At 35.2% G+C, this 25,347-nt stretch carries 24 protein-coding genes and 1 pseudogene; 18 read left to right on the top strand and 7 right to left on the bottom strand.

What is annotated here, in order from left to right:
- Nucleotides 1-13 precede the first annotated feature (13 nt).
- From atpB to SYN6308_RS08910, 7 genes are all read left to right on the top strand, one after another.
- Nucleotides 14-772: a F0F1 ATP synthase subunit A gene (atpB, locus tag SYN6308_RS08880; protein ID WP_017294086.1), complete on the top strand. Its 759-nt coding sequence runs from the start codon at nt 14-16 to the stop codon at nt 770-772.
- Between the two features lie 252 nt (nt 773-1,024).
- Nucleotides 1,025-1,270, top strand: coding sequence for an ATP synthase F0 subunit C (gene atpE, locus SYN6308_RS08885; protein ID WP_017294087.1), 246 nt, complete (start codon nt 1,025-1,027; stop codon nt 1,268-1,270).
- Between the two features lie 197 nt (nt 1,271-1,467).
- Nucleotides 1,468-1,944: a F0F1 ATP synthase subunit B' gene (locus SYN6308_RS08890; protein ID WP_017294088.1), complete on the top strand. Its 477-nt coding sequence runs from the start codon at nt 1,468-1,470 to the stop codon at nt 1,942-1,944.
- 106 nt (nt 1,945-2,050) lie between these two features.
- Nucleotides 2,051-2,575 carry a F0F1 ATP synthase subunit B gene (locus SYN6308_RS08895; RefSeq protein ID WP_017294089.1) on the top strand — a complete coding sequence of 175 codons (525 nt, stop codon included), beginning with the start codon at nt 2,051-2,053 and terminating at the stop codon, nt 2,573-2,575.
- 4 nt (nt 2,576-2,579) lie between these two features.
- Entirely contained in the window at nt 2,580-3,134 is a 555-nt protein-coding gene (gene atpH / locus SYN6308_RS08900; protein WP_017294090.1) for an ATP synthase F1 subunit delta, read from the top strand.
- A 152-nt stretch (nt 3,135-3,286) separates the two neighbouring features.
- Nucleotides 3,287-4,792 (top strand): F0F1 ATP synthase subunit alpha, encoded by a 1,506-nt coding sequence (gene atpA / locus SYN6308_RS08905; RefSeq protein ID WP_017294091.1) that lies wholly within the window; start codon nt 3,287-3,289, stop codon nt 4,790-4,792.
- Between the two features lie 119 nt (nt 4,793-4,911).
- Nucleotides 4,912-5,859, top strand: coding sequence for a F0F1 ATP synthase subunit gamma (locus tag SYN6308_RS08910; RefSeq protein WP_017294092.1), 948 nt, complete (start codon nt 4,912-4,914; stop codon nt 5,857-5,859).
- A 92-nt stretch (nt 5,860-5,951) separates the two neighbouring features.
- Here the strand turns inward: SYN6308_RS08910 and SYN6308_RS08915 are convergent, their stop codons facing one another.
- Nucleotides 5,952-7,454: a bifunctional aminoglycoside phosphotransferase/ATP-binding protein gene (locus SYN6308_RS08915; protein ID WP_017294093.1), complete on the bottom strand. Its 1,503-nt coding sequence runs from the start codon at nt 7,452-7,454 to the stop codon at nt 5,952-5,954.
- 105 nt (nt 7,455-7,559) lie between these two features.
- Here SYN6308_RS08915 and SYN6308_RS08920 point away from each other — a divergent pair, with 105 nt between their 5' ends.
- Nucleotides 7,560-8,408 (top strand): ABC transporter permease, encoded by an 849-nt coding sequence (locus SYN6308_RS08920; protein WP_017294094.1) that lies wholly within the window; start codon nt 7,560-7,562, stop codon nt 8,406-8,408.
- Between the two features lie 237 nt (nt 8,409-8,645).
- Here the strand turns inward: SYN6308_RS08920 and SYN6308_RS08925 are convergent, their stop codons facing one another.
- A complete protein-coding gene (locus SYN6308_RS08925) occupies nt 8,646-9,560 on the bottom strand; it encodes an AAA family ATPase (protein WP_017294095.1) in 915 nt (304 codons plus the stop codon).
- A 286-nt stretch (nt 9,561-9,846) separates the two neighbouring features.
- Nucleotides 9,847-12,867 (bottom strand): AAA family ATPase, encoded by a 3,021-nt coding sequence (locus SYN6308_RS08930; protein WP_017294096.1) that lies wholly within the window; start codon nt 12,865-12,867, stop codon nt 9,847-9,849.
- A 368-nt stretch (nt 12,868-13,235) separates the two neighbouring features.
- Between SYN6308_RS08930 and urtA the strand changes: the two genes are divergently transcribed.
- Nucleotides 13,236-14,537 (top strand): urea ABC transporter substrate-binding protein, encoded by a 1,302-nt coding sequence (gene urtA / locus SYN6308_RS08940; RefSeq protein ID WP_017294098.1) that lies wholly within the window; start codon nt 13,236-13,238, stop codon nt 14,535-14,537.
- Nucleotides 14,538-14,669: 132 nt separating this feature from the next.
- Here the strand turns inward: urtA and SYN6308_RS08945 are convergent, their stop codons facing one another.
- Nucleotides 14,670-15,872, bottom strand: coding sequence for a class I SAM-dependent methyltransferase (locus SYN6308_RS08945; RefSeq protein ID WP_017294099.1), 1,203 nt, complete (start codon nt 15,870-15,872; stop codon nt 14,670-14,672).
- A gap of 253 nt (nt 15,873-16,125) precedes the next feature.
- On the opposite strand from SYN6308_RS08945, the gene SYN6308_RS08950 reads away from it, so the two are divergent.
- Both SYN6308_RS08950 and cbiT read left to right on the top strand, forming a co-directional pair.
- Nucleotides 16,126-16,440, top strand: a complete 315-nt coding sequence (locus SYN6308_RS08950) for a hypothetical protein (RefSeq protein ID WP_017294100.1) — start codon at nt 16,126-16,128, stop codon at nt 16,438-16,440.
- Nucleotides 16,441-16,485: 45 nt separating this feature from the next.
- A complete protein-coding gene (gene cbiT, locus SYN6308_RS08955) occupies nt 16,486-17,079 on the top strand; it encodes a precorrin-6Y C5,15-methyltransferase subunit CbiT (RefSeq protein WP_017294101.1) in 594 nt (197 codons plus the stop codon).
- A 32-nt stretch (nt 17,080-17,111) separates the two neighbouring features.
- On the opposite strand, the gene SYN6308_RS08960 is transcribed toward cbiT, so the two are convergent.
- Entirely contained in the window at nt 17,112-19,124 is a 2,013-nt protein-coding gene (locus tag SYN6308_RS08960) for a DICT sensory domain-containing protein (RefSeq protein WP_017294102.1), read from the bottom strand.
- 126 nt (nt 19,125-19,250) lie between these two features.
- Here SYN6308_RS08960 and SYN6308_RS22175 point away from each other — a divergent pair, with 126 nt between their 5' ends.
- Nucleotides 19,251-19,451, top strand: a complete 201-nt coding sequence (locus SYN6308_RS22175) for a hypothetical protein (protein WP_144051418.1) — start codon at nt 19,251-19,253, stop codon at nt 19,449-19,451.
- A 17-nt stretch (nt 19,452-19,468) separates the two neighbouring features.
- Here SYN6308_RS22175 and SYN6308_RS08970 read toward each other — a convergent pair whose 3' ends face one another.
- A complete protein-coding gene (locus SYN6308_RS08970; RefSeq protein WP_017294104.1) occupies nt 19,469-19,873 on the bottom strand; it encodes an NIL domain-containing protein in 405 nt (134 codons plus the stop codon).
- Between the two features lie 138 nt (nt 19,874-20,011).
- Between SYN6308_RS08970 and SYN6308_RS08975 the strand changes: the two genes are divergently transcribed.
- The 6 genes and pseudogenes from SYN6308_RS08975 (at nt 20,012) to SYN6308_RS08995 (ending at nt 25,153) form a co-directional block, all read left to right on the top strand.
- Nucleotides 20,012-21,187 carry a transaldolase gene (locus SYN6308_RS08975; protein ID WP_017294105.1) on the top strand — a complete coding sequence of 392 codons (1,176 nt, stop codon included), beginning with the start codon at nt 20,012-20,014 and terminating at the stop codon, nt 21,185-21,187.
- 126 nt (nt 21,188-21,313) lie between these two features.
- Nucleotides 21,314-22,258 carry an undecaprenyl-diphosphate phosphatase gene (locus tag SYN6308_RS08980; protein ID WP_017294106.1) on the top strand — a complete coding sequence of 315 codons (945 nt, stop codon included), beginning with the start codon at nt 21,314-21,316 and terminating at the stop codon, nt 22,256-22,258.
- A 129-nt stretch (nt 22,259-22,387) separates the two neighbouring features.
- Nucleotides 22,388-23,281, top strand: a complete 894-nt coding sequence (locus SYN6308_RS08985) for a response regulator transcription factor (RefSeq protein ID WP_017294107.1) — start codon at nt 22,388-22,390, stop codon at nt 23,279-23,281.
- A gap of 3 nt (nt 23,282-23,284) precedes the next feature.
- Entirely contained in the window at nt 23,285-23,416 is a 132-nt protein-coding gene (locus tag SYN6308_RS23850; protein WP_390091331.1) for a hypothetical protein, read from the top strand.
- A gap of 107 nt (nt 23,417-23,523) precedes the next feature.
- Nucleotides 23,524-23,706 (top strand): annotated as a pseudogene (locus tag SYN6308_RS22180) (circadian clock KaiB family protein); the annotation flags it as partial.
- 190 nt (nt 23,707-23,896) lie between these two features.
- Nucleotides 23,897-25,153, top strand: a complete 1,257-nt coding sequence (locus SYN6308_RS08995) for a GAF domain-containing sensor histidine kinase (protein ID WP_017294109.1) — start codon at nt 23,897-23,899, stop codon at nt 25,151-25,153.
- Here SYN6308_RS08995 and SYN6308_RS24870 read toward each other — a convergent pair.
- On the bottom strand, nt 25,140-25,277 hold the full coding sequence (locus SYN6308_RS24870; RefSeq protein WP_017294110.1) for a hypothetical protein: 138 nt from the start codon (nt 25,275-25,277) through the stop codon (nt 25,140-25,142). The genes SYN6308_RS08995 and SYN6308_RS24870 overlap by 14 nt on opposite strands.
- Nucleotides 25,278-25,347 lie beyond the last annotated feature (70 nt).

Raw genomic sequence — 25,347 nt, forward strand, 5'->3', positions numbered from 1 at the left:
AAAATCTTGTTCAATGGAACTTGCAAATACAATAAACTTACTCAACTCTCTTAACTTAGCCGCCATCGAAGTAGGAGAACACTTCTACTGGGAAATCGGAAAATACAAAGTACACGGACAAGTATTTCTCGTTTCTTGGTTCGTTATCGGTGTTCTCGTTGTAGCTTCGATCGCAGCTACCCGAAATGTCCAAAGAATCCCCACAGGATTCCAAAACTTTATGGAATATGTGTTGGACTTCTTGCGCGGTTTAGCCAAAGATCAAATTGGCGAAAAAGAATATCGCCCTTGGGTTCCTTTTATCGGCACATTATTCTTATTTATATTTGTGTCTAACTGGTCAGGTGCGTTAATTCCTTGGAAGTTGATCGAAATCCCCGAAGGAGAATTGTCCGCTCCTACCGTTGACATCAACACCACCGTAGCATTTGCGTTATTAACATCTTTAGCTTATTTTTATGCAGGGATTAGCAAAAAAGGCTTAGGCTACTTTGCCGACTATGCTCAACCTTCCCCCATCATGGTGCCATTCCGTGCCATTGAAGACTTTACTCGCCCATTATCCCTAAGTTTCCGTTTATTCGGTAACATCTTAGCGGACGAATTAGCAGTAGGGGTATTGGTTTTATTAGTGCCTTTAATTGTACCCTTACCCTTGATGATCTTAGGTTTATTCACCAGTGCCATCCAAGCGTTAATTTTCGCTACCCTAGCCGCCTCCTACATCGGAGAAGCTATGGAAAGTCACGGCGGTGAAGAACATCACGATTAAGTAGGTTGGGTTGAAAAATGAAACCCAACAAAAGCTCGATCGAAATTTGATGTGAAAACCTAAGTCAGAAAAAATAATCAAACTGACTATCATAAAAACCCAAAATATAGTTAAATACTTTTTGGGACTAAATTAATGACCATTGTGTGATTAACTATCATAAGAGAAAGATTGCTCAATTCCTTCTCTTATAAAAACCAAAAACTAAATTTTTTGTTGTACTAAATTAATTAAAAGGAAAAAGTAAGAATTATGGATCCATTAGTCGCTGCTGCCTCCGTCATCGCCGCTGCTTTAGCTGTAGGTTTAGGAGCTATCGGACCTGGTATTGGTCAAGGTAACGCTGCTGGTCAAGCAGTAGAAGGTATTGCACGTCAGCCCGAAGCTGAAGGAAAAATCCGCGCTACTTTACTTCTTAGTTTAGCGTTCATGGAAGCGTTAACCATTTACGGTTTAGTTGTTGCATTAGTATTATTATTTGCCAATCCTTTCTCCTAATTAACTAAGTTAAATCTAGGATAACCCAAAGCAAAAAAATCAGGTATTAGGTTTTAGGAAATTTAAGGTTTTTATCTCAATACCTTAGTCCTAAAGCCTAAGCACTGAATAAAATGCACAATTGCAGTAATATTTCTAAGCATAATTGCACATTAGAAAAACGGAACAAATAAATTCTGCCCCTAAGTCAAATTATGATGACACAATGGATTTTATTGGCAGCTGAAACCGCAGAAGGTGGATTATTTGATCTTGATGCTACTTTGCCCTTAATGGCAATTCAGTTTTTACTGTTAGCAACAATACTAAATATTCTCTTTTATAAACCTTTAGGTAAAGCCATTGACGATCGAGCAGGTTATGTTCAAGGTCAATTAAACCAAGCCAAGAAACAAAAACAAGAGGCGATCGCCCTCGCTCAACAATACGAACAAGAACTAAAAGAAGTCCGTAAACAATCTCAAGGAATCATCGGTACTGCTCAATCTGAAGCTCAAAAAATTGTAACAGAACAAGTACAACAGGCACAGCAAGAAGTAATTGCAGAACGTCAAAAAGCCTCAGAACAAATCGAAGCAGAAAGAGTACAGGCTTTAAGTTCCTTAGAACAAGAAGTCAGCGCCCTAAGCCGACAAATTTTAGAGAAAGTAATCGGACTTGAATTTGTCAGATAAAGGTGTCCGTACAACAGGCATCTTGCCTGTAAGATTATCTAGGCTAATAAGCCTAGGATCAATAAGACATCACAAATATAAGCCTAATTCCACTAAAGATTAATTTATGGTGACTTTATTTTATCTAGCCACTCACGAACCGTCAGGCGGATTTGGTATAAGTACAGATATTCTCGGCTCTAACGTTATTAACCTCGTTCTCGTAATTGGGTTGTTAGTAGTCTATGGTGGGAAATTTGTGGGAAACTTACTCACAGAAAGACGCAATAGAATCGCTGAAGAAATACAAGAAGCGGAAAATCGTGCTTCCGTTGCCGCTAAGGCTTTAGCAGAGGGGAAAGCCAACTTAAACCAAGCTCAAGTTAAGGCAAAACAAATCAAATCTGATGCGGAGTCCACCGCCGAAAAACTCAGAGCAGAAATTTTGGCACAAGGACAAAAAGACATTGAAAGAATGCGCACTACTGCGGTACAAGAGTTAGACTCTGAAAGAGCAAAAGTAGTCGCAGGTTTGAAAAAAAGAATTGCTGTATTAGCGCTTGAAAAAGCAGAACAGCAGTTAAGAGAAACTTTGACTGATGAAGTTCAAGGTAAGCTCATTAGTCGTGCGGTTGACCAACTAGGAGGTTAAATTTATGCAAAGTGCTATTACCGCCGAAGTAGTAGAGCCTTATGCTGAAGCCCTAATGTCCCTAGCGCAACAAAAAAATGTAACTGATGCTATCGGTGAAGATGTCCGTAACTTATTGACATTAATCCGTGAATCCGTAGAGTTAAAAACATTTTTTGCTAGTCCATTGGTGAAAGCTGAGGATAAAAAAGCCATTATCAAACAAATATCGGGGCAAATTAATCATGATTTGCTCAACTTTTTGCTGTTATTGGTGGACAAAAAACGTATAGGCTTCATTGAAGGTGTTTTAGCGAAATATCTGGAAATTTTACGCAAGTTAAATAACATAGTATTAGCTGAAGTTACCTCCGCCGTGAGACTCTATGAAGGCGAAGCAGAAAAATTAGTAGAGAAGATCAAAAATCTTACTGGTGCTACTGGCGTAGAAATTCAGACTAAAATTGATGCCGATATTATTGGTGGTGTAATCATCAAAGTCGGTTCTCAAGTATATGATGCTAGTCTGAAAGGGCAATTGCGTCGTATTAGTCTTAGTGTTCTAGGTGCTAATAATTAAAGTTCGTAGTATCAACTTTAGTTGTTATTTTTAACCCTAAAGGGTTTACTACAAACTTGATATATAAAAATAAACTGTCAAAAGTTTAGTAAAAAAGATCAATTGTATTAACAAGCAAACTTTTAAATATAAGTCGCTAAACATAAAGGAATATGATCAGACCAGACGAAATTGCTAGTATTATTCGCCAACAGATTGAATCTTATGATCAACAGGTTCAAGTTTCTAATGTTGGTACAGTCTTACAAATCGGTGATGGTATCGCTCGTGTCTATGGCTTAGATAAAGTCATGTCCGGGGAACTTGTAGAATTTGAAGATGGTACGATCGGTATCGCTCTTAACTTAGAAGCTGATAACGTTGGGGTTGTGTTAATGGGTGACGGTGTTGGCATCCAAGAAGGTAGTAACGTAAAAGCTACTGGAAAAATTGCACAAATTCCCGTAGGACAAGCCTTAGTCGGTAGAGTTTTAGACGCTTTAGCCCGTCCCATCGATGGTAAAGGTGAACTCGTTACCTCTGAAACTCGTTTAATCGAATCTCCAGCCCCCGGTATCATTGCGCGTAAATCCGTTTGTGAACCTATGCAAACAGGTATCACTGCGATCGACGCTATGATTCCCGTAGGTAGAGGACAACGGGAGTTAATCATCGGTGACAGACAAACAGGTAAAACTGCCATCGCCGTTGATACCATCATTAACCAAAAATCCGAAGATGTAATCTGTGTTTACGTTGCCATCGGACAAAAAGCCTCCACCGTTGCTAGTGTTGTGGATACTTTAAAAGAAAAAGGCGCTTTAGACTATACCGTCATTGTAGCGGCTAACGCTAACGATCCTGCTACTTTACAATATTTAGCTCCTTATACTGGTGCTGCGATCGCAGAACACTTCATGTATCAAGGAAAAGCAACCCTCGTAATTTACGATGACTTATCCAAACAAGCTCAGGCTTACCGTCAGATGTCATTGTTATTACGCCGTCCTCCCGGTCGTGAAGCCTATCCCGGAGACGTATTCTATTTACACTCTCGCTTATTAGAAAGAGCCGCTAAACTCAGCGATGCTTTAGGTGGTGGCAGTATGACTGCATTACCTATCATCGAAACCCAAGCCGGTGACGTATCCGCTTATATTCCTACCAACGTAATTTCTATTACTGACGGTCAAATTTTCTTATCTTCCGACTTGTTTAACTCTGGTTTCCGCCCTGCCATTAACGCTGGTATCTCTGTATCCCGTGTGGGATCTGCGGCTCAAACCAAAGCCATGAAACAGGTTGCAGGTAAATTAAAATTAGAATTAGCCCAGTTTGCTGAATTAGAAGCCTTCTCTCAATTTGCTTCTGACTTAGATGCGGCCACTCAAGCACAATTAGCCAAAGGGCAACGTTTACGTCAGTTACTCAAACAGCCTCAAAACTCTCCTTTAGCGATTTGGGAACAAGTTGCTCAGGTTTATAGTGGTATCAACGGTTTGTTAGATGATATTGCTGTGGATAAAGTTGTAGAATTTGTGGCTGAGTTAAGAAACTACATCAAAAACAACAAGCCTAAATTTGTGGAAATCGTCAGCACTGAGAAAAAATTAACCGACGAAGCTGAAACCTTATTGAAAGAGGCGATCGTCGAAGCTAAACAGGCTTTCTCTGCTTAATTTAATTGATTACTCGATGATTTTGGTGGGCAATGCCCACCCTACTTGGGTAATATTTTTTATTGTCAATTGGTAATTTTCAATTTTCAATTCTCCATTCTCAATTATCAATTAATATTATGTCTAATTTAAAAGCGATACGCGATCGCATTGACTCAGTAAAAAATACAAAAAAAATTACTGAAGCTATGCGTCTAGTAGCGGCGGCGAAGGTGAGAAGAGCTCAAGAACAAGTGACAGCAACCCGCCCTTTTGCGGATACTTTAGCACAAGTTCTTTACGGCTTACAAAATCGTCTCCGTTTTGAAGATGTGGATTTACCCCTACTCAAACAACGAGAAGTTAAAACCGTTGCTTTATTCGTAGTTACGGGCGATCGAGGTTTATGTGGTGGTTACAATACCAACGTAATTAAAAAAGCCGAACAACGAGCTGCTGAATTAAAAGCCCAAGGTATTAATTATACCTACGTCACGATCGGACGTAAAGCAGGACAATACTTCAAACGTAGAAACGAGCCCATTGCGGGGCAGTATTTTGGTTTAGAGCAAATTCCTACGGCGAATGAGTCGGGAGCGATGGCGGATGAATTACTATCCTTATTCTTTACAGGAACGGTCGATCGAGTAGAATTAATTTACACTCGTTTTGTGTCCTTAATTAGTTCTTCTCCTGTCATTCAAACTCTGTTGCCCTTAACTCCTCAAGGTTTAGAAGTACAAGACGATGAAATTTTCCGTTTAACCGTCAAAGGTGGTAGTTTTCAGGTAGAAAGAGAAAGCGTTGCTAATACTGCTTCTAGTTTACCTAGAGACATGATTTTTGAACAAGACCCCGTTCAGATTCTTGACTCACTACTTCCGTTGTACATTAATAACCAATTATTGAGAGCATTACAGGAATCGGCGGCTAGTGAATTAGCTGCGCGGATGACGGCTATGAGTAACGCTAGTGAAAATGCTAAGGAATTGATGAAAACCCTTACTTTATCCTATAACAAAGCTCGTCAAGCCTCTATTACTCAACAAATTCTCGAAGTTGTCTCTGGGGCAAATGCACTAGGTTAATTTCAGAAAATGTTAGTAAAAAATAAGCCTTTCTCTTATGTGGAGGAGGGCTTTTTAAATGTTTAATTCTTTTAAATATACTGATTATTAATTCAATTTTCTTCTGTATTAATAATTTTTAAAAAGGCTTTTTCTGTATCCGTAAAAAGTTCTAATTTAGCTTGTTGTTGTGCTAATAATTCAGGGGTTGCATCAGAAATATCTCCTTTTCTTTGCTGAAGTCGATCGAACAAAATATTTAAAGGTGCGGTACAGTAAATAATTTGTAAATCAATATTTTCTTGAATGGCAAATTCAACCATTGGTTGTCTTAAAGAAACTCGATCGAATTTAGCATCTAAAATAATAGTAAATCCTTGTTTTGTTAACAATTTTGCTAAGTAAAATAATCGCTCATAGGTTTTTTGTGTCATGGAAGAAGAATAAAGAAAATCGTCTCCTTTTTCCTCTAAAGATATTCCTGCTAAATGTTTTCTGACAGCATCAGAGCGAATATGTATAGCATTATTTTGTTGAGCGATTTTTCGAGCAATAGTACTTTTACCTGAGCCGGATAATCCCGACATTAAAATTAATTTTCCTTGAGATTTTTGGGTATATTGCCAAGCTAAATTATAATAATCGTCTGCATTTTTTTTCGCCTCTTTTTTAAGAGTTTCAGTAATAGCAGAATCATCTAATAAAAAGGAAGTAACTTTTGCTCTCACATAGGCTTGACGGCTTAAATATAAAGGTAAAACTTGTAAACCTTCCCAATCTCCTGTTCTTTCTAAATAGGTATTTAGAAACACATTAGCTAATTCTTTTTCCCCTTTAGAATTAATATCCATCACTAAAAAAGCAACATCATACATCACGTCCACAAAACGGAAAGGCTCATTAAATTCTATTCGATCGAACAGTTGAATTTTGTCTTGCCAAATACAGATATTTTTTAAATGTAAATCTCCATGACATTCTCTAATTTTATGGTTAATTTGTCTTTGTTTAAAGAGGTTTTCATTTAACCTTAAAAAATTATCAGTAAAGGCTTTTGTTTGTTGATATTTTTCTAAAGTTTGAACTTCTCCAATATATTTAGCAGTTTGTTGATAATTTTGATTAATAGATTCTCCAATTTTTTCGGCAGTACCAAAACTATTAATATAATCATTAGTGTCAGTATTTTTATGGAAATTTGCAACTATTTTACCTAAATCTTGAAGATGTTTTTCGGTTAATTTACCCACTTCAAAAAGATTTAAAAAAAGATTTTCTTGGGGAAACTGTCTCATTTTTAAGATATATTCGATCGATTGGCTATCATCATTAAAAATAAATTCTTCCTGAAAATAACTAATAGGAATTACTTGTAAATAAAGTTCTGGAGCGATGGTTTTATTCATTCTCAATTCTTCTTCAAGAAAGTGCTTTCTTTTCTCAAGGGTAGAATAATCTAAAAAACCAAAATCAACTTTTTTTTTCATTTTATAAGCATAATCTCCTGTTAAAAAGACGATCGAACAATGAGTTTGTATAATTTCAATAGGATGGTTAACTTTATGGGGATAAAAATTTCCCTCTTGCATTTTTTGGATTAATTTTTCTTGATACATTATCTAAATCTTTTTTAGGAGTATTATAGTTAATAAATTAGAAAGCATCTAAGTTGTTTGTTGCCTACTTTCAGCAAAAAACTTTTTCATCACACCTATTTAATTATGTTTTGGCGTAAATTTACTCAAGATAAAATGGCGATGACGGGGTTATGGATTTTAATATTAATTATTCTCAGTATCTTAATTTTGCCCTTATTTTATCAAACCTCGATCGAGCAAATAGATTTTTCTAAATCCACTCTTACCCCTAGTTTACAGCATCCTTTTGGTACAAACGATCTAGGACAAGATCAATTAGCACGCGCATTATTTGGAGGGAAAATCTCCTTAACCGTAGGAATTTGTGCTATGGCGGTTTCTATTACTATTGGTACAATTATTGGTGCGATCGCAGGTTATTATGGAGGCATCCTTGATAATATCCTGATGAGATTAACAGATATATTTTTATCCTTACCTCAATTACCCGTATTGTTGTTAGTCGTTTATTTATTTCGGGATGCCATTAAAACCATTTTGGGCGCACAAACAGGAATTTTTGTTTTAGTAATCTTAGTTATTGGGTTGCTTAATTGGATGTCTGTGGCAAGACTTGTCAGGAGTTCATTTTTACAACTCAAAGAAAGAGAGTTTATTAGTGCGGCGAAAAGTTTAGGGGCAAATTCAGCTCGTATTATTTTGGTGCATATTCTGCCTAATGTTTTTAGTGTCATTGTCGTGGCGGCAACTTTATCGATCGGGAATGCTATTATTGTGGAGTCCACCCTTAGTTTTTTAGGGTTAGGGTTTCCTCCTGATATTCCGACATGGGGAAGAATGCTTTATGATGCCCAAAATTATCTCACCTCCGCTCCCTATATGGCGATATTTCCCGGGTTAGCAATATTTTTGACCGTTTTAAGTATAAATTATATTGGCGATGGACTTAAAGACGCTTTAAATCCCAAGTAACCTGAGTGAACTATAAAATTATTGGTGAGAACTGACTTGGCAGACAGGCAGACAGGGGGATTATATTTCTTGTGAATCAATAAAATTCTCTCAAAAATGTACAAATATTGAAAATTTTTCTTCCATTCGACTTGTCCACTTGTCCACTTGTCCACTTGTCCACCTGTCTCGTCTTCACCATTTTTCTTCTGTCGAACTGAGGTAAGTAGGGTTTTGTTAAACATCGAAATAGAGGTATTATTCACCTTCCACGGCGATCGTGTTTAATAAACGGGCAACGATAACTTTAGCATTCCTACCGCCAGAAGGAATTAAACGATGACATAGCACACTAGGCGCTAAAAATTTAATATCATCGGGGATAACGTAGTCTCTACCTTCTAAATAGGCGAAGGATTGACTGGCTTTTTGTAGAGCGATCGCACCACGAGGACTAATCCCCAATGTAATCTCGTCATCAGTTCTAGATGCGGAAACTAAATTTACAATATATTTTTGTAACTCATTACTTACTTTTACTTTGATTACTTCTGCTTGTAACTGTTTTACTTCATCTAAAGAAATACAGGGAGAAAGCTCATCAACAGTAGTGGTGTTTAGTTGCCTTTCTAACATTTGAACTTCTTCTTCAAAGGAGGGATAACCCAAGCTGAAAGAAATAGTAAATCTATCCATTTGCGCTTCTGGTAAAGGAAACGTACCCTGATACTCTACGGGGTTTTGAGTGGCAATAACAAAGAAAGGAGACGGCACAAAACGAGCTACACCATCCACGGTTATTTGTTTTTCTTCCATGACTTCTAATAAAGAGGATTGGGTTCGAGGAGTCGCCCTATTGATTTCATCGGTTAATAAGATATTAGCAAAAGCAGGTCCTGCTAAAAATTCAAATTCTCTGGTGTTGGGATTCCAAATATTTGTACCTGTTACGTCACTAGGCAATAAGTCGGGAGTGCATTGAATCCGTTGAAATTTGCCGTTGATCGATCGAGCTAAAGACTTAGCTAATAAGGTTTTGCCCACTCCGGGGACATCTTCTAATAAAGCATGACCACCACTTAATAATGCTACAATAACTAATTTAATTGCGTCATCTTTGCCGACAATAGTACGAGCTAAGTTTTCTTTGAGGGTGGTAATTTTATCTCTCATTGGCTATTCTGATTCCGTTATATTTGCCTTTCCTTAGTATTTTATCTTAGAAGTAGGAGTTACTGAAAAAGTATTTTCATAGAGGAAGAGTTAGTTTCCAACCCACATTCCGCACGTCATAAAGTACTAATGTCAAAGTATGAAAATTGAACAACTTATTCTAGACAAAACATATTTCTTGTAGTAGTCAATCACTTTTCTTAACCTCATAATCTGGATTTATACAGTTTGACGTGCCGAATGTGGGATAATATGATAATATGTTTTATTCTCCATCGTCCATTATTTATGTGATAAGATTAATTTGTGAGCCTTCCTCTGTTTTATATACCTCTATTCTGGTTTGGAATGCCTCTTTGAATTGAGGCATATGAGTTACTGTTAATATACAAGCAAAATCATCGGCGATCGCATTCAAGGAAGCAATAAGGCGATCGCACCCTTCACTGTCTTGAGTGCCGAAACCTTCATCAATGATGAGAAATTGTAAGGGAGTGCCAGATTTTTGGGCTAAAATGCGGGATATTGCCAAACGAATGGCGAAATTGATGCGAAATGCTTCCCCTCCTGAATAGGTTTCGTACGATCGAGTTCCTTGAGTATCAGCTATGATAATGTCGAGGGTATCTTTTAAGGCTGAAGAAGATTTACTACGACTTGCCTTCGGTTTTTGGGTGATAAATTGAACGTTTAATTGACTACCTGTTAAACGAGTTAAGATGTTATTTGCTTCTGTTTCTAATTGGGGTAAAATGTTTTCAATCATTAGAGATTGAATGCCGTTTTTGCCAAAAGCAATGCTTAATTCCTGATAAACTCTATAGTTTTTCTGACATTCTTCTAATGTTTTTTCTAGTTTTATTCGATCGTTTTCTCGATCTTTTAAAGTAGCTAAAGATTGTTCTAAACCGCCTTTTTTTCTGAATAGATCATCAATATTTTTGCGAAATTGCTCCCATTCTTGTTGTAAAGTCTGTAATTGTTCACTATAATCTTTTAACGATAATAGCTGTTCTTCAAGAATTTTTAACTCCGTTTCAGTGGTTAATTTTTCCTGTTGATAACTTTCTAAATTAGTTATTAATTGACTTAAATTTTCTTCTAATTGAGGATATTGTTTTTTACCTTCTTCTAATTGTAAATATTGAAATTCATAGGATTGTAATGATTGTAAATTTTGCCTAATATTTTGATGATATTGGCTATCATAATTAATCTCTTGAATTTCAGTATTAATCTCGTTAATTTCTAATTGTTTAGGAGAATTTTCTGTTAATTCTTTTAATTGTAATTCTAAATCACTGATCTTATTTTCTAATTCTGGTTTACGTTGTAATAATTTATTTAAGTCTTTTTGAGCATCGTTTATTTTTAATTGTTGATATTCCACTCGTCTTAAATTAGATTCTTCCTGTCTCAATAAAGCGTGATCTTTTTCGTTATAATTAAAAGATTCGATCGAGTGTTGAATTTCGATTAATTTTTCTTGAATTTCTGGAGCATAATTATCATTAGTTAATAATTGAGTTAATCTTTCTTTTTCTGTTTGAATTTCCTCGTATTGAGCGTAAATATCTTCAATAGAATCTAGTTGATTTTCTAATTTAATGTAACTCTGTTTTAAAAGATTTTCTGAGGCTAATTCTTGATTTAATTGCCCATATTCTAACCTAAGTTTTTCTAACTCCCTTTCACAGTTTCTTTTTTCTGCGTCATAATGCCAAGATTCCGATTCTAACTGTTTTTCTTCTTCTTTAGTTTTACTAATTACATGGTTTAAATGATTTTCGTCTAACTCTCGATCGCACAAAGGACATACAGCATGATCCTGATTAAGAATATCAAGTTTTTGATGCAATTTTTCGATCTGTTTTTCGAGACTTTTTTGATTATTAAGATAGACTTGAATTAAACTTTTATGACTTTCCCCTTTTTCTTGGACTCTTTTTTGATAATTTTTCTTATTTTCTAATTCTTTAAGTTGTTTTTCGAGAGTAAAAAACTCTTGCCTTTTATTTGGCACTTCTGCCAATTTATTTTGTAAAATAACTTCTTCTTGGGCTAGTTTTTCTAAGTTAATTTGTATTTTAGTTAACTCTCTTTCTAACTCAGTTTTTAATTTTTGTTCTTGTTGTATATAAGGTACAATATCTTTTTGAATTTGATCTAGTTTTTTTAATCTATCTCGACAGATTTGTAAGGCTTCAATGTCCGCCGTTAAATCTCCTGCTTTATTAATAGTTTTTTCTAATTCTTCCTGTTGTTTAATGAGGTTTTCAAGATTAGTTTTTTCTTTTTGAATCGTCAAAATTAAGTTATTCGTTTCTTCCCTTAATTGTTGCTCTAATGTTTGTTTTTTACTTAATAAATTTTGATAGGTTTGAAATCGATCGTTTAATTGTTGATCTTCATTTCTTAAACTATTTAATTCTTGATATTTTTCTCGAATAATATCTTCTTTATTGAGGATAATATTTAATTTATTAATCTGCTCATTTACTGTGTTTTTTTCTATATCTAAACTATTAATTCTTCTAACAATACCATCTAATTGACTTCTTAATCTAACGGCTCGATCGAGTTGGGCATCCCGTTGACTATGGAGTAAGTTAATCTCCCTTAGTTGTTGAGCTTTTGTTTCCTCTTTTTCTTGTAAAAATTTTAAATCTTTTTCCGTATTTTCTAACTCTAAAAATACCGCTTGTTTTTCCTCTAGTTGACTAACAATTTCTGTTACATTTCGAGCTATTTCTTCACTTCTAATTTTATATTCTCTAGCCAAATTTTTAGCAGAATCCGCTAGTTTTTCATATTGATTTAAGTTTAGTAAATCCGCTAGAATTTGTTTTCTTTCCGCCGATGTATGTAGCATAAATTCATCAGCTCTACCCTGTCTTAAATAAGCAGAATTAATAAAGGTTTTATAGTCTATCTTTAGACATTTTATAATGTTATCTTGGGTATCTTTTAATCCTTTTCCTGATAAAGATTTATAACCATCGCTATTTACTACTTGAAAATCTAAAGTACTTCCCCCTTTCCGTTGACGAGTGCGAATAATACGGTAATATTGGTCATCATAAATAAACTCAAAGTCCACCCTTGTATTTTTTTCTCCTAAATGAATAATATCCTCAATACTATTAGTACGAGTTTCACCCCAAATAGCCCATGTAATTGCTTCTAAAAGAGATGATTTTCCTGCACCATTAGCACCGCAAATACAAGCGGTATGAAGTCCACTAAAATCAAGAATGCTCGATCGATAACTGAGGAAATTTTTAAGGGTTAATTTTCTAGGAATCATAACAAAATTAATGGAGAATGGAGAATGTTACCTATTACCGAATACTGCCCTGTTAAGCCCCCCTACCCCCCAACTTTGGGGGAATCAAACTTGGTGAAAGTCCCCAGTATTGGGGATTTAGGGGCGGACACAATAACTTGAGCGACTAACCGAACAGTATTGATTATCTATAGCACCTAAAGCCTAACAACGCTTTAATGCTTTGATGTTAACAAATTATTTCAGGGAAATGATTAAGCAATTCTATATTATTTAATTAGTATAACACTACATTCATAGGAAAAATATGTATTCTACGATACAAAATTTTATTAACCTTATCTTTACCATGAGTAAGTTTAACACAGAAAAATAGCAAGGATTAAATCATGTCCAGACTTGGTAGAAGAAAATTTCTCTTATATGGTTCTGCTACGATCGGCACAAGTATATTATTGAAAGCCTGTGCTGATGCCCCTCCAGCAGATGATACCGCCGTTACTCCCACAGAAACTCCCACCAGTGGAGATACCATCAAAGTGGGTATTTTACACTCCCTAAGCGGTACAATGGCGATTAGTGAAACCAGCGTGGTGGATGCAGAAAAATTAGCTATCAAAGAAATTAATGCCTCTGGCGGTGTTTTAGGCAAACAAATCGAAGCCATTGTGGAAGATGGACAATCTAACTGGGATACTTTTGCAGAAAAAGCGAATAAACTTATAGATCAAGATAAAGTCAGTACTGTATTTGGTTGTTGGACTTCGGCTAGTCGTAAAGCTGTATTGCCAGTTTTCGAGTCCAAAAAACATATGCTCTGGTATCCTGTACAGTATGAAGGACAAGAATGTTCTAATAATATATTTTACACGGGAGCGGCCCCTAACCAACAAATTGAACCTGCGGTGGATTGGTTATTAGAAAACAAAGGTAAAGAGTTTTTCCTAGTTGGTTCAGATTATGTTTTCCCCCGTACTGCAAACACCATCATTAAAGCCCAATTAGAAGCCAAAGGCGGTAAAGTTGTCGGAGAGGATTATTTACCTTTAGGAAACACTGAAGTAACTCCTATTATCAGTAAAATTAAAACGGCGTTACCTAACGGGGGCGTAATTTTTAACAGTCTTAACGGTGATAGTAACGTGGCTTTCTTCAAACAAATTCAGGCGGCAGGTTTAACTCCTGATAAATACCCTGTTATGTCTGTAAGTATTGCGGAAGAAGAAGTACAACAAATTGGGGTTGATTACCTCAAAGGACATTATGCGGCATGGAACTATTTTCAAACCGTTGAAAGTCCTGAAAATACAAAATTTGTCGAGGCTTTCAAAGCGGAATACGGTCAAGATCGTGTAGTAAATGATCCTATGGAAGCGGCTTATACTATGGTTTATCTCTGGAAACAAGCCGTAGAAACCGCAGGTAGTGTGGATGATATTGAGAAGGTTCGATCGAGCGCCGTAGGACAAACTTTTGCTGCTCCCCATGGTGCTGTTACACTATTACCTAATCATCATATTGCTAAAACCGTGCGTATTGGTCAAGTGAGAGATGATGGTTTATTTGATATTGTCTATGCTACTGATGGACCCATCGACGCAGTGCCTTGGAATCAGTTTGTAGCTGAAACCAAAGGTTATTCTTGTGACTGGACTGATCCTGCTAAGGGTGGTAAGTTTAAAATGAGCTAGGAAGAATTAAGAATTAAGAATTAAAAATTAAGAATTAATGAGTGAAAAAAAGAGTTCAATAAATTGAACTTTACACTATTAGCCGTGTAATAAATTACACGGTGGATTATTCATTAACACCCTAATTCCTCATTATTCAACCCTCATCATAACTAGCTGTTTTTTGATCAACGATCGAACTCCATCGAGACTAAAATTAGTTTGAGCAATAATATTTTTTACCGTTAAATTTGCTTGAGGATTTTTAGCGCAATATTGCATAAAAATAAACTCCTCATCATTAACGGTAATCGGTTGAAATTGATAGTCTAATAAACTCTTACTTTCCCAACCAAAAATACAAGGATTTAACTCAGGTTTAGCTTGTTGAAGTCGATCGTCATCTTCCCAATTTTCCCTTATTAAAGGCGGTTTACTCAAGAAAAATTCATAATGAGTAATATTATCAGGATCGAGTAATTCTATTAAACGAAAACGCTCTTGATGAGTTAAATTATTCGCCCGATTAATTAAGTCTTGATTTTTGCCAATTAATCTATCTAATTGCCATATATCAGGGTTAGAAAAACCGATAAATTCTAAACCAGAAGCATTAATAAAATCGAATAAAGTATCAATATTGTAATCCGTTTCGCAGGGATGCACATACATATCCGCAAAACATTCATCTCGTTGATTTTCCCATTGCCAACGCTCTTTTTCTCTCCTCACTAAACGATTATTTTCAGGTAAAGTCGCAAAAACATCTCTACCAACTTTCACCCCGTCTGTGTAATCTCCTCTTTTGTCACCCTGTAGAAGTGCGATCGCCTGTTGCATCAAAGAAATTTCCCATCTGCCCAATTCACCATAAACGAAGATGTGCATAATGCCCCCCTCCGCCAATTTTTCAGCTAAATTTTTGATGCCAATTTCGGGTTCGGGTAAATGATGTAATACACCAACGGAGTTAATTAAATCAAAAGTACCCTCTAAAGTATGAGCAGATTCCAGGGGAAGTTGTTTAAAAGTAATTGTACCGTGAAAGTTATTTAATACCCCCGATTTTTCGAGGCGTTTTTGTGCCATTGCTAAGGCATTTTCGCTTATATCAACGGCGATAATTTCTGCATAGGGATTATGTAAAACTAAATATTCCGTTCCCGAACCTGTACCACAACCAGCATCCAAAATGCGGATTTTTTCCCGTTGGGGTTTCATTCCCGTACAAAAATTATAGACAGATTGATAATGCCAACGCCAATTATAACCCGGAGGTGGTTCATCTAATAAAGGATCAGGAGGAAAGGGATATGTGTTATAAAGTTTTTGAACGGCTTTTCTAACTTCGGACATTTTTATTTATACTTATTATTGATCAACTCTTTATTATCGATCGAAATGGCATCATTCTACATTGTGATTGGGAAGTAGGAAACAAAGCAATAAGCAATCTCACTGTGTAATAAATTACACAGCTATTATGATCACGTTCAATAAATTGAACTCTCAATTTTGGAAGGGGGCAACATTGCTAATTATTAACAAAATATATTTTTCCACGAAATAACTGATAGACTAAACTTTTAATAGTCTCTTAATCAATGCTATGGCTAAAAATAGAGAACAAAATCTGGATAAATTTCAATTATCATTATATTTAATGCCGATATTTGGACCTATTTGGGCATTAATTAACTTAAAACTTTTTTCTTATAATCTCAATTCACAACAGAAAAAAACAGGTAAAATTTCTGTTAACTTAGGTTTGGCATGGTTAATAAGTTATAGTACTTTATGGTTAGGAGGAAGTCTTGCTTCTGATGTTATTTCTTTTAGATTACTTTATCTTAATGGCATAATTACTACTACTTATTTTTTAGTTTGTTTAATTTTAATTACTCGGCTTTGGAGTAAAAAATAACAACTAAAAACGATTATTTATTATTCTTTATTACTAATAATTATTATGATTTGGCAATATAAAACTCCCGGTATTCCTGATGAACTTTTTGAAAGATTAGACGGTATTCCCCTCACAAAAAAAGAAGTTAGATTACTAATTTTATCGGCATTAAAATTAAAAGAAAATTCTGTTATTTGGGATATAGGGGCTGGAACTGGTACAGTATCGATCGAAATAGCTTTATTATGTCCTCAAACAAAAGTTATTGCCATTGAAAGAGATGCAGATGTAGCAAACTTAATTAAAAAAAATTGTGAGGTTTTTCAAGTAAAAAATGTCGAAGTAATCGAAGGAAATGCTCCTGATTGTTTTACAAAATTAACACAAAAGCCCGATCGAGTTTTTATTGGGGGAGGAAAGTCTGTCAAAAATATCTTATTGACTCTCTGGGATTATTTACCCTCCGAAGGGAAAGTGGTGGCAATGGCTAGTAATTTAGAAAATCTGTATCAACTTTCTGAAGGTTTTGCTCAACTACGAGCCTGTAATATTGAAGTTGTACAATCTTCCATTAACCGTTTAGAAACAAGGGGATTAAGTCAAGTATTCGCTGCGATCGCACCTGTATTTATTTTGAGTGGTGAAAAAATTAGTTAATCAGGAGATAAGGAGAGAGGAGAAATATTTATTTATCGGAGATTTTGTTGAGAAGAAGAACGACGATTTTTTTTCGTATTATTAGAGTTAGAAGTCGATTTTTGAGTATATTTAGGAATAGTAAAATAGAATTGACTTCCTTTATTTTTACCTTGGGATTCTGCCCAAATTTCTCCCCCCCAATTCTTCACAATTTGCCGACAAATGGCTAATCCTAATCCCGTGCCTCCTGCCGATCGTCTTAATGCGCCTTCTTCCTGATAAAATCGATCGAACACTTGTTTTAATTTTTCTGGTTCGATTCCTCTCCCATTATCTGATACCATAACTTTTAATTGACTAGGATTTTTTTCTTCAACTTGGATGATAATTTGTCCTTTTTTATCGGTAAATTTACAAGCATTATCCAATAATTTACTCAAGACTTCTACCAACCATTCTCCATCGGCTTCCACTAAAACCATAGAATCGAGAATAAAGTTATTAATGGAAGGGATATTACTTTGATCTTGTCTCGATCGAATATGAGATAATGATAAATCAACACATTCTTGCAAAGATAAAGGCTCAGGATTCCATTCCACCGTACCACTTTCGAGGCGGGAGAGGGTAAGAAAATCTTGCACTAATTTACGCATTCTTTCCGCATCTTCTAAGGCTGTACTTAACATCACTTGTCTTAATTCTGGTGACATATCAGGTTCATTCGCCAAACTTTCTAAACATACCTGAATGGTAGAAAGGGGAGTACGCAATTCATGTCCCGTAATCGCTACTAAATTCGAGCGTGTTCGATCGAGAGCCTCCAATTGTTCATTAAGGTCTTCTAAATTAGCATAAGACTCCGCTTGAATCAAGGCAACCCCCACTTGAGTAGCAATAGCATCTACTAACGCAATATCTTCGGGTTTCCATGTGACGGGCATAGAGTCACAATGATGTAATTCCATCATCCCCAATAATTTCCCTTGATAAAGTATCGGCACAATTAGCCATGAAATGATGGAGCAACTATTGACTAATTGTGATAATAATGATTTATTATTCTGAATACGAGGATCGATCGAAACATCATCAATACTTAAAGATTCCCGTAAAGTCAACACTTCCTCAAACAAAGGATTCGCTTTAACCGGCCAACTTTTGCCCTTAATTGATTTTATCTTACCATTCAAAAACTCGTGTTGAATTTCCGCATTTAAGTCCGTTTCCTGACAACGATAAATCAAACAACGACAAACATCTAACCCCTCTCCTAACTTATCCACTGCCACTTGTAAGATTTGATCAGGATCGAGCGATCGACGTATTGCTTCCGTAATCGAATTAAGTAATCGTTCTTTTTTCTCCTTGACACTCAAAAAACGATTAGCCTTAATCAGTTTATATTGTCCAGCCTGTAAATATGTTACCAACCTTTGTACAAAAGGATCAGGATTGGAACTAGAGGAAAATTCTAAGGGCGTACTTGTGATATTGTCAATATCACTGCAATAAAGTTCTAACGCCTCATCTATTTTACCCTTCAATTCGGGGCGATAATTGACAATGCGTTTTAGTAATATTACTGCTGATTTTTGACTTACAGTTCGATCGAACGTCCAAATCCCCTCAAAACGGCGACTATTATCCATAGCTATTTCCGAGGCTTGAGTTTTAGGATGATGGGTTTTTTCCCGACAAATTAAACAATTAGCATAATGTTTGGCAATTACCACTAAATGCCATTCGTGAATTAACTCATCTTCAGGGGTAAAAGCGATTTTTTCATACACATCCGAAATACTGCTAAACTCAGTTTCAGGAGCAGCCAAAACGTAAACATGGGGAGAAATACGCCCAATACGTTGATAGCGGTGGGCTTCTTGACGATAAAACCTTTCCTTTTGAAAACTAGCGATAATTAAAGGTTGTTCATCTCCCGCCAAAACTTGATCTTCCATGGCATGGGATAAAGCCGTCAGAGAAGACTTAAAATACATTTGAGAGCGCCATTGGGGGAAGGCTGTTAATAAATCGGTAACGACAGAATTAGGATTACTCATCAAGTCTGCTTAATGTTGCTTTCAGCTTTAATGCTGTAAAAATATTAATAACCTATCACAAATAATTGCTTTAAATTCTATCCTACATTAGTTAGTCATCCCTCGTCATCAATCAAATTTTAATTTATGTTAAGAAAACAATGGAGAATGGAGAATGGAGAATGGAGAATGGAGAATGGAGAATGGAGAATGGAGAATGGAGAATGGAGAATGGAGAATGGAGAATGGAGAATGGAGAATGGAGAATGGAGAATGGAGAATGGAGAATTAAAAAATATCTTCTTTTCTTCGGAGTCTCCCCAACACCCCAACACCCTAATTCCTTGATTTATTGCAAAAGTCTATTATAAGTTAGCTGTAATAGCTTGTACAGGACAAGTAGGAATACACTGCTCACACACGACGCAAGTCTGTTGTCGAAACTGTAGTTTATAAGTACTAGCATTCAATGTTAAAGATTCCGTAGGGCATACTCCCGTACATAATCCACAATGTACGCAAATATTTTCATCAATCATGATCTCTCCTGTGGTAAGAGAAACATTAATATTGTTTGCTTTCATCCAGTCAATGGCAGCATCTAATTGATCTATATCTCCCGACAATTCTAATACTAATTTTCCCACTTGATTGGGTGCAACTTGTCCTCGTATGATATTAGCGGCGATGTTAAAATCTTTCGCTAATCGATAGGTGACGGGCATTTGTACTACGCTTCGGGGAAAAGTTAAATTTACTCTCTTTTTCATAGGTATTTGTTAATCGGTTATAAGCTAGTTTGTAGTGATGGCTAAAGTCATTTTATTATAAGTATTTAAAGAAATATTTAATTTTTTTATGATTATCATGGAAAAATAATCCTCTTTAAAAATTGAGTTGAGACAAAAATGACTAATTTACTAGAACAATTAAAACAATACACCATCGTCGTGGCAGATACGGGAGAAATTCAAGCCATTGAAAATTTTACTCCTAGAGACACTACCACCAATCCTTCTCTGATAACGGCGGCTGCCCAAATGCCCGAATATCAAAGTATTGTTGATGATACTTTAAAATTGGCTAGACAGGAGTTAGGGGAAAAAGCTGATATTGATACAGTGGTGAAACTTGCCATTGACTGGTTAGCCGTTGCCTTTGGTAAACAAATCTTAAATATTGTACCGGGGAGGGTTTCCACTGAAGTTGATGCTCGTTTATCCTATGATACCCAAGGTTCGATCGAAAAAGCGCGTTATTTAATTTCCCAATATGAAAAAGCGGGGATTCCAAAAGAGCGTATTTTAATTAAAATTGCATCTACATGGGAAGGTATCAAAGCCGCCGAAATTCTCGAAAAAGAAGGTATCCACTGCAATTTAACCTTATTATTCGGTTTTCATCAAGCGGTAGCCTGTGCCGAAGCTGGAGTTACCCTGATTTCTCCTTTTGTGGGTAGAATTCTTGATTGGTATAAGAAAACCACTGGTAAAGATTATACTGGTGCAGATGATCCGGGGGTGCAATCCGTGACGGAAATTTACAATTACTATAAAAAATTCGGCTATAAAACCGAAGTCATGGGAGCAAGTTTTCGCAATATTAGCGAAATTATTGAACTTACGGGCTGTGATTTATTAACTATTTCTCCTAAACTTTTAGAACAATTAAGTAATACACAAGGAGATTTGCTTCGTAAATTATGCCCTGAGACGGCTTTAAACCTTGATATTGAGCGAATAACCGTTGATAAGGCTACTTTTGACAAAATGCACTCAGAAGATGCTATGGCTTCGGAAAAACTAGAGGAAGGTATTATCGGATTTACAAAAGCCTTAGAAACTCTTGAACAACTTTTAGCGACTCGCTTAAAAAGGTTAGAAGGGGATAAATCTTTAGCCCATGCAGTGGCAGATATTTTTCATGTCTATGATTTAGATGGTGATGGTTTTATTTCCAGAGAAGAATGGGCAGGCGCTGATGCGGTGTTTGATGCTATTGATATTAACCATGATGGTAAAATTACCCCTGAAGAAATGGCTTCTGGTTTAGGTGCGATCGTCTATTTAGCTCAAACAACCTAACCTATTAGGATAAAAAAAGATGTGTTATGATCAATTTTCAATTCTGGATAATTGACTTTAATGACAAAAAGTGAGGTCGATCGAGTATAATTTTAGACTCGTTGCAGTAATTTATCACTCAAAGGAATGTCTAAATCTAATTATCATCTTTATAACGCCGTGTCAGGGGTTTTCGGGGGAATATTATTTGTCTTCCTTGCTCATTCTGTGGCATTATCTCAAGAGATTGATACTGTCACGAGCAATAATTTCTCAGAAGTAAATATTTTTCAAGCCTTTATTTTAGGCATGATTCAAGGATTAACAGAATTTATCCCCATTAGTAGCACAGCCCATTTAAAGGTGATACCTTTAGCTTTAGGATGGAACGATCCGGGAGTTTCTTTTACTGCTATTATCCAACTAGGAAGTATTGTGGCGGTTTTATGGTATTTTCGTCAAGATTTAAGCAATTTAACCCAAGGTATTTTTAAGTCGATCGAAAAAAAAAATTATGATACCCAAGAGTTTAAAATCGGTTTAGGTATCGCCATCGGTACAATTCCCATTGTTATCTGTGGGTTGGCTTTAAAACTTCTTGTCACAGATTTAGATAACGCTGGTTTTCGCAGTCTCAAAACTATTGCTATTGCTTCGATCGTCATGGCTATATTATTAGGTATCGCCGAAAAAATAGGCACTCATAAACGCAATTTTGACCAATTATCCACAAAAGACGGTATTCTCATGGGATTAGCTGAAGCCCTAGCCCTTATACCCGGTGTTTCTCGCTCAGGCTCAACTATTACCGCAGGATTGTTTCTCAACTTAGAAAGGGCAACCGCAGCTCGTTTTTCTTTCTTACTAGGTATTCCAGCTATTACTCTAGCAGGTTTAGTAGAACTAAAAGACGTTTTTGATCAAACCCTAACCTTTTCCTCTTTAATACCTTTAACCATTGGTTTAATCTCCTCTTGGATTTTTTCCTATCTTTCCATCGCTTGGTTAATTCGCTTTTTACAAAAACAAAATACTTGGGTTTTCGTGTGGTATCGTCTTATTTTTGGCGTTGCAATTCTGATAACGTTTTAATCAATATGCTCATCAAAAATAATATAAATTGCGAAAATAAATGATAACGTAATAATATACTTTTCCCTTCAAGGTTATTTTCAACTAAACATTTTTAGTTAAAATAATATTTTGAAGTATCATAAAAATATGTTAAATTGTGTCTATGAAATCTTGTTAGTAGAGGATAATTCAGTTAATGCCAAATTAATTCAAAGTTTACTCTCCCATGCCCATCAATCTGTTTTAGCAGAAGGATTGTCTTTCAACCTATCCTTAGTCAGTAATTTAACCGAAGCGATTAATCTTCTCAATCAACAAGAATTTGATGCTATCTTACTAGATTTAATGTTACCCGATGCCAAAGGTATCGAATCCCTATTAAAAATTAAAGAAAATGCTCCTGATACGCCGATTATTGTTCAAACAGCTAACCATGATCAAGAGGAGAATATTGTAGTTAAAGCATTCCAAATGGGTGCTAACGGTTATCTACGCAAAAAAGATTTAGATACTAACTTGTTAGTTTATGCCCTTCGTCTTGCGATCGAGCGACAACAATATATTGATAAAGTAGCTCAACTAAAACAGCAACAGCAACAGCGAGAGGAATTTGCCAATTTAGAAATTTTCGCTAATTCCATCCAACCTAGTATCACGGCGAGAATGTTTGCTTCGGAAGCACTCAAAGAGAGTATTCCCGAAGTTTTTGCCGAATTAAGCGAAAAATATGGAGAATTGTTGGATTTAGCCTTAGAAGAAAGGGCTTTTCGAGTCAATCATGACATTTCTGAGCAATTAAGAGAATTAGCTAGTAAATTAGGGTTTTTTAAAGCAAGTCCGAGGGATATTGTCGATATTCACACAAAAGCGCTCAAAAAGAAAACCCAAAATGTTAATTTTGCCAAAATTCAAGCCTATGTAGATGAAGGTAGGTTAAGATTATTAGAATTAATGGGTTATTTAACTTCTTATTATCGAAAATATTATATTGGTTTAGGTAATCTTAATCTTATCTCTACCCCTGACTTGGATCAATTTTAATTCATGAGCAACTACATATTACGTTTATACATTACAGGAAATTCTCTTAATTCTCAACGAGCGATCGCTAATCTGTTAAAATTGTGCAAAGAGGAATTGAGTAATCAATATATAGCAGTCAGTTATGAGTTGTGAAAATTATCTTATCATCAAAGGCAAGAGGCAAAAGGCAAAAGGCAAGATTAGTCGTATCTTCGATATTTTTTCTAATAATTTATTTCTCACAAATGATTCCTGATTGCTATAAAGTAGAAATTATTGATGTATTAGAAGAACCACAAAGGGCGGAAAGAGAGAAAATCTTAGTAACTCCCACCCTCATTAAACAATTACCTCCTCCATTACAAAGAATTATTGGTGATTTATCTAACCGTGAAAAAGTTATTTGTGGATTAGATTTAATTACTAAACAATCCGATAAATAATTAAGAATTAACAATTAAAAATTAAGAATTAAGAATTAAGAATTAAGAATTAAGAATTAAGAATTAAGAATTAAGAATTAAGAATTAACAACCCCTAATTCCCTAACTCCCTAATTTCCTAATTCCCTAACCTCTTAACATTTAACTCCCTAATCGATAAATACTATAAGGCAAAATCTACTTAATGACTATGAGGGAATATGAAGACGATATAAATATTAGTCAAGAATTTCTCAATGTTTGTCATGCTCAATTAACGATACTCATTAAGAGTTTTTTTGTGCAAGAAATCGCTATTTATTTAACGAATAATAGTATTGATAAAACCCAGTTAATTCCTATTTTTATTTATCCTGATAGTGCTTTTAATAATTATATTAAATCTTTATTTTATTTACCTGATAATATCTCCAATGATAGTTATTATAACTATAGTCAAATATTAGAAGATTCTTTGTTATCCCAAGAAATAACTCGTTATCTTCCCAATACTTCTTCCCCTCATCAATTAATTTTACCCCTTATTTATCAAGGAATAATCCTCGGTTTATTTGCTATTAAAAGAAATACGAATCCTTGGCATGAATCAGAAATTTTACAAATTAAAGAGATTGCGAACACCATCGCTTTAGTTCGTTTTATTGAGCAAAAACAACAATTAATGGAGCTTAAATTAAATCAAATACAGCAATTAAGATCGATCGAAAATGACCATATAGACGATTTTGTACATCAATTACGCAATCCTTTAACAGCTATTCGTACCTTCGGAAAATTATTATTAAAACGTTTATTACCCGATGATAAAAATTATCAGATTACTGAAAATATTATCAGAGAGAGCGATCGAATGAAAGACTTAATTACTGATTTTAGTCAACAATGGGATGGTTTTAACAATGATGAAATTATTACTTTAAATCAAAATCAAAGTAGTTTCTTTTTACCAGAAAAAATTGAAGCCTTAGAATCTTTAGATATAACCAATATTCTTAATCCTTTAATTAACAGTATTAAAGTTATTGCCGAAGAAAAAAATATCAAAGTTTTTTATCAAACTAATGATTTTTTACCTTTAATTTTAAGCAATGAAAAAGCCTTAAAGGAAATTCTGAATAATATCTTAGAAAATGCGGTAAAATATACCCCTAATCAGGGTAAAATTATGATAGAATTATCTCCAGAAAATCAAGAATTACTGATTAAAATTAGTGATACTGGTTATGGTATTCCCGAAGAAGATCAACCTCATATTTTTGAAAGACATTATCGAGGTATTCAAACTCAAGGAGATATTTCTGGCACTGGTTTAGGGTTGTCGATCGTCAAGGAATTATGTGATAAAATAGGAGTTAAAATTAGCCTAATTAGTCCCTATAATTGGGTAAAAAATCAACAAAATAAAGGAACACAATTTTCTCTTTTTATACCACTTATATCACAATAATTTGTATGCCTTCTTCTAAACCTTTCTGTATGCCTTCTTCTAGTGCTTGTTCTTTCCACATTTGAACTACTAATTTATACAAACGAGGTTCTTTTGGCATTGTGGCAGTTGTTAGGTCTAACATAGCTAATATCTCCTGATCACTTAATTGAACGAATTTACTATTTAGTATAGTTTCGATTATATTTAATCGT

Origin of the sequence: Geminocystis herdmanii PCC 6308 (assembly GCF_000332235.1) — a bacterium.
Taxonomy (GTDB): domain Bacteria; phylum Cyanobacteriota; class Cyanobacteriia; order Cyanobacteriales; family Cyanobacteriaceae; genus Geminocystis; species Geminocystis herdmanii.

Bases quoted from the DNA above. Each gene is read 5' to 3' on its own strand.
- atpB (WP_017294086.1), top strand. From the start codon at position 14: ATGGAACTTGCAAATACAATAAACTTACTCAACTCTCTTAACTTAGCC.
- SYN6308_RS08980 (WP_017294106.1), top strand. From the start codon at position 21,314: ATGTCTAAATCTAATTATCATCTTTATAACGCCGTGTCAGGGGTTTTC.
- SYN6308_RS08925 (WP_017294095.1), bottom strand. From the start codon at position 9,560: ATGAGAGATAAAATTACCACCCTCAAAGAAAACTTAGCTCGTACTATT.
- SYN6308_RS08910 (WP_017294092.1), top strand. From the start codon at position 4,912: ATGTCTAATTTAAAAGCGATACGCGATCGCATTGACTCAGTAAAAAAT.
- SYN6308_RS22175 (WP_144051418.1), top strand. From the start codon at position 19,251: ATGTTAAGAAAACAATGGAGAATGGAGAATGGAGAATGGAGAATGGAG.
- SYN6308_RS08945 (WP_017294099.1), bottom strand. From the start codon at position 15,872: ATGTCCGAAGTTAGAAAAGCCGTTCAAAAACTTTATAACACATATCCC.
- atpE (WP_017294087.1), top strand. From the start codon at position 1,025: ATGGATCCATTAGTCGCTGCTGCCTCCGTCATCGCCGCTGCTTTAGCT.
- SYN6308_RS08995 (WP_017294109.1), top strand. From the start codon at position 23,897: ATGAGGGAATATGAAGACGATATAAATATTAGTCAAGAATTTCTCAAT.
- SYN6308_RS23850 (WP_390091331.1), top strand. From the start codon at position 23,285: ATGAGCAACTACATATTACGTTTATACATTACAGGAAATTCTCTTAAT.
- atpH (WP_017294090.1), top strand. From the start codon at position 2,580: ATGCAAAGTGCTATTACCGCCGAAGTAGTAGAGCCTTATGCTGAAGCC.
- SYN6308_RS08895 (WP_017294089.1), top strand. From the start codon at position 2,051: ATGGTGACTTTATTTTATCTAGCCACTCACGAACCGTCAGGCGGATTT.
- SYN6308_RS08920 (WP_017294094.1), top strand. From the start codon at position 7,560: ATGTTTTGGCGTAAATTTACTCAAGATAAAATGGCGATGACGGGGTTA.
- SYN6308_RS24870 (WP_017294110.1), bottom strand. From the start codon at position 25,277: ATGTTAGACCTAACAACTGCCACAATGCCAAAAGAACCTCGTTTGTAT.
- SYN6308_RS08915 (WP_017294093.1), bottom strand. From the start codon at position 7,454: ATGTATCAAGAAAAATTAATCCAAAAAATGCAAGAGGGAAATTTTTAT.
- SYN6308_RS08950 (WP_017294100.1), top strand. From the start codon at position 16,126: ATGGCTAAAAATAGAGAACAAAATCTGGATAAATTTCAATTATCATTA.
- urtA (WP_017294098.1), top strand. From the start codon at position 13,236: ATGTCCAGACTTGGTAGAAGAAAATTTCTCTTATATGGTTCTGCTACG.
- SYN6308_RS08975 (WP_017294105.1), top strand. From the start codon at position 20,012: ATGACTAATTTACTAGAACAATTAAAACAATACACCATCGTCGTGGCA.
- cbiT (WP_017294101.1), top strand. From the start codon at position 16,486: ATGATTTGGCAATATAAAACTCCCGGTATTCCTGATGAACTTTTTGAA.
- SYN6308_RS08985 (WP_017294107.1), top strand. From the start codon at position 22,388: ATGTTAAATTGTGTCTATGAAATCTTGTTAGTAGAGGATAATTCAGTT.
- SYN6308_RS08960 (WP_017294102.1), bottom strand. From the start codon at position 19,124: ATGAGTAATCCTAATTCTGTCGTTACCGATTTATTAACAGCCTTCCCC.
- atpA (WP_017294091.1), top strand. From the start codon at position 3,287: ATGATCAGACCAGACGAAATTGCTAGTATTATTCGCCAACAGATTGAA.
- SYN6308_RS08890 (WP_017294088.1), top strand. From the start codon at position 1,468: ATGACACAATGGATTTTATTGGCAGCTGAAACCGCAGAAGGTGGATTA.
- SYN6308_RS08970 (WP_017294104.1), bottom strand. From the start codon at position 19,873: ATGAAAAAGAGAGTAAATTTAACTTTTCCCCGAAGCGTAGTACAAATG.
- SYN6308_RS08930 (WP_017294096.1), bottom strand. From the start codon at position 12,867: ATGATTCCTAGAAAATTAACCCTTAAAAATTTCCTCAGTTATCGATCG.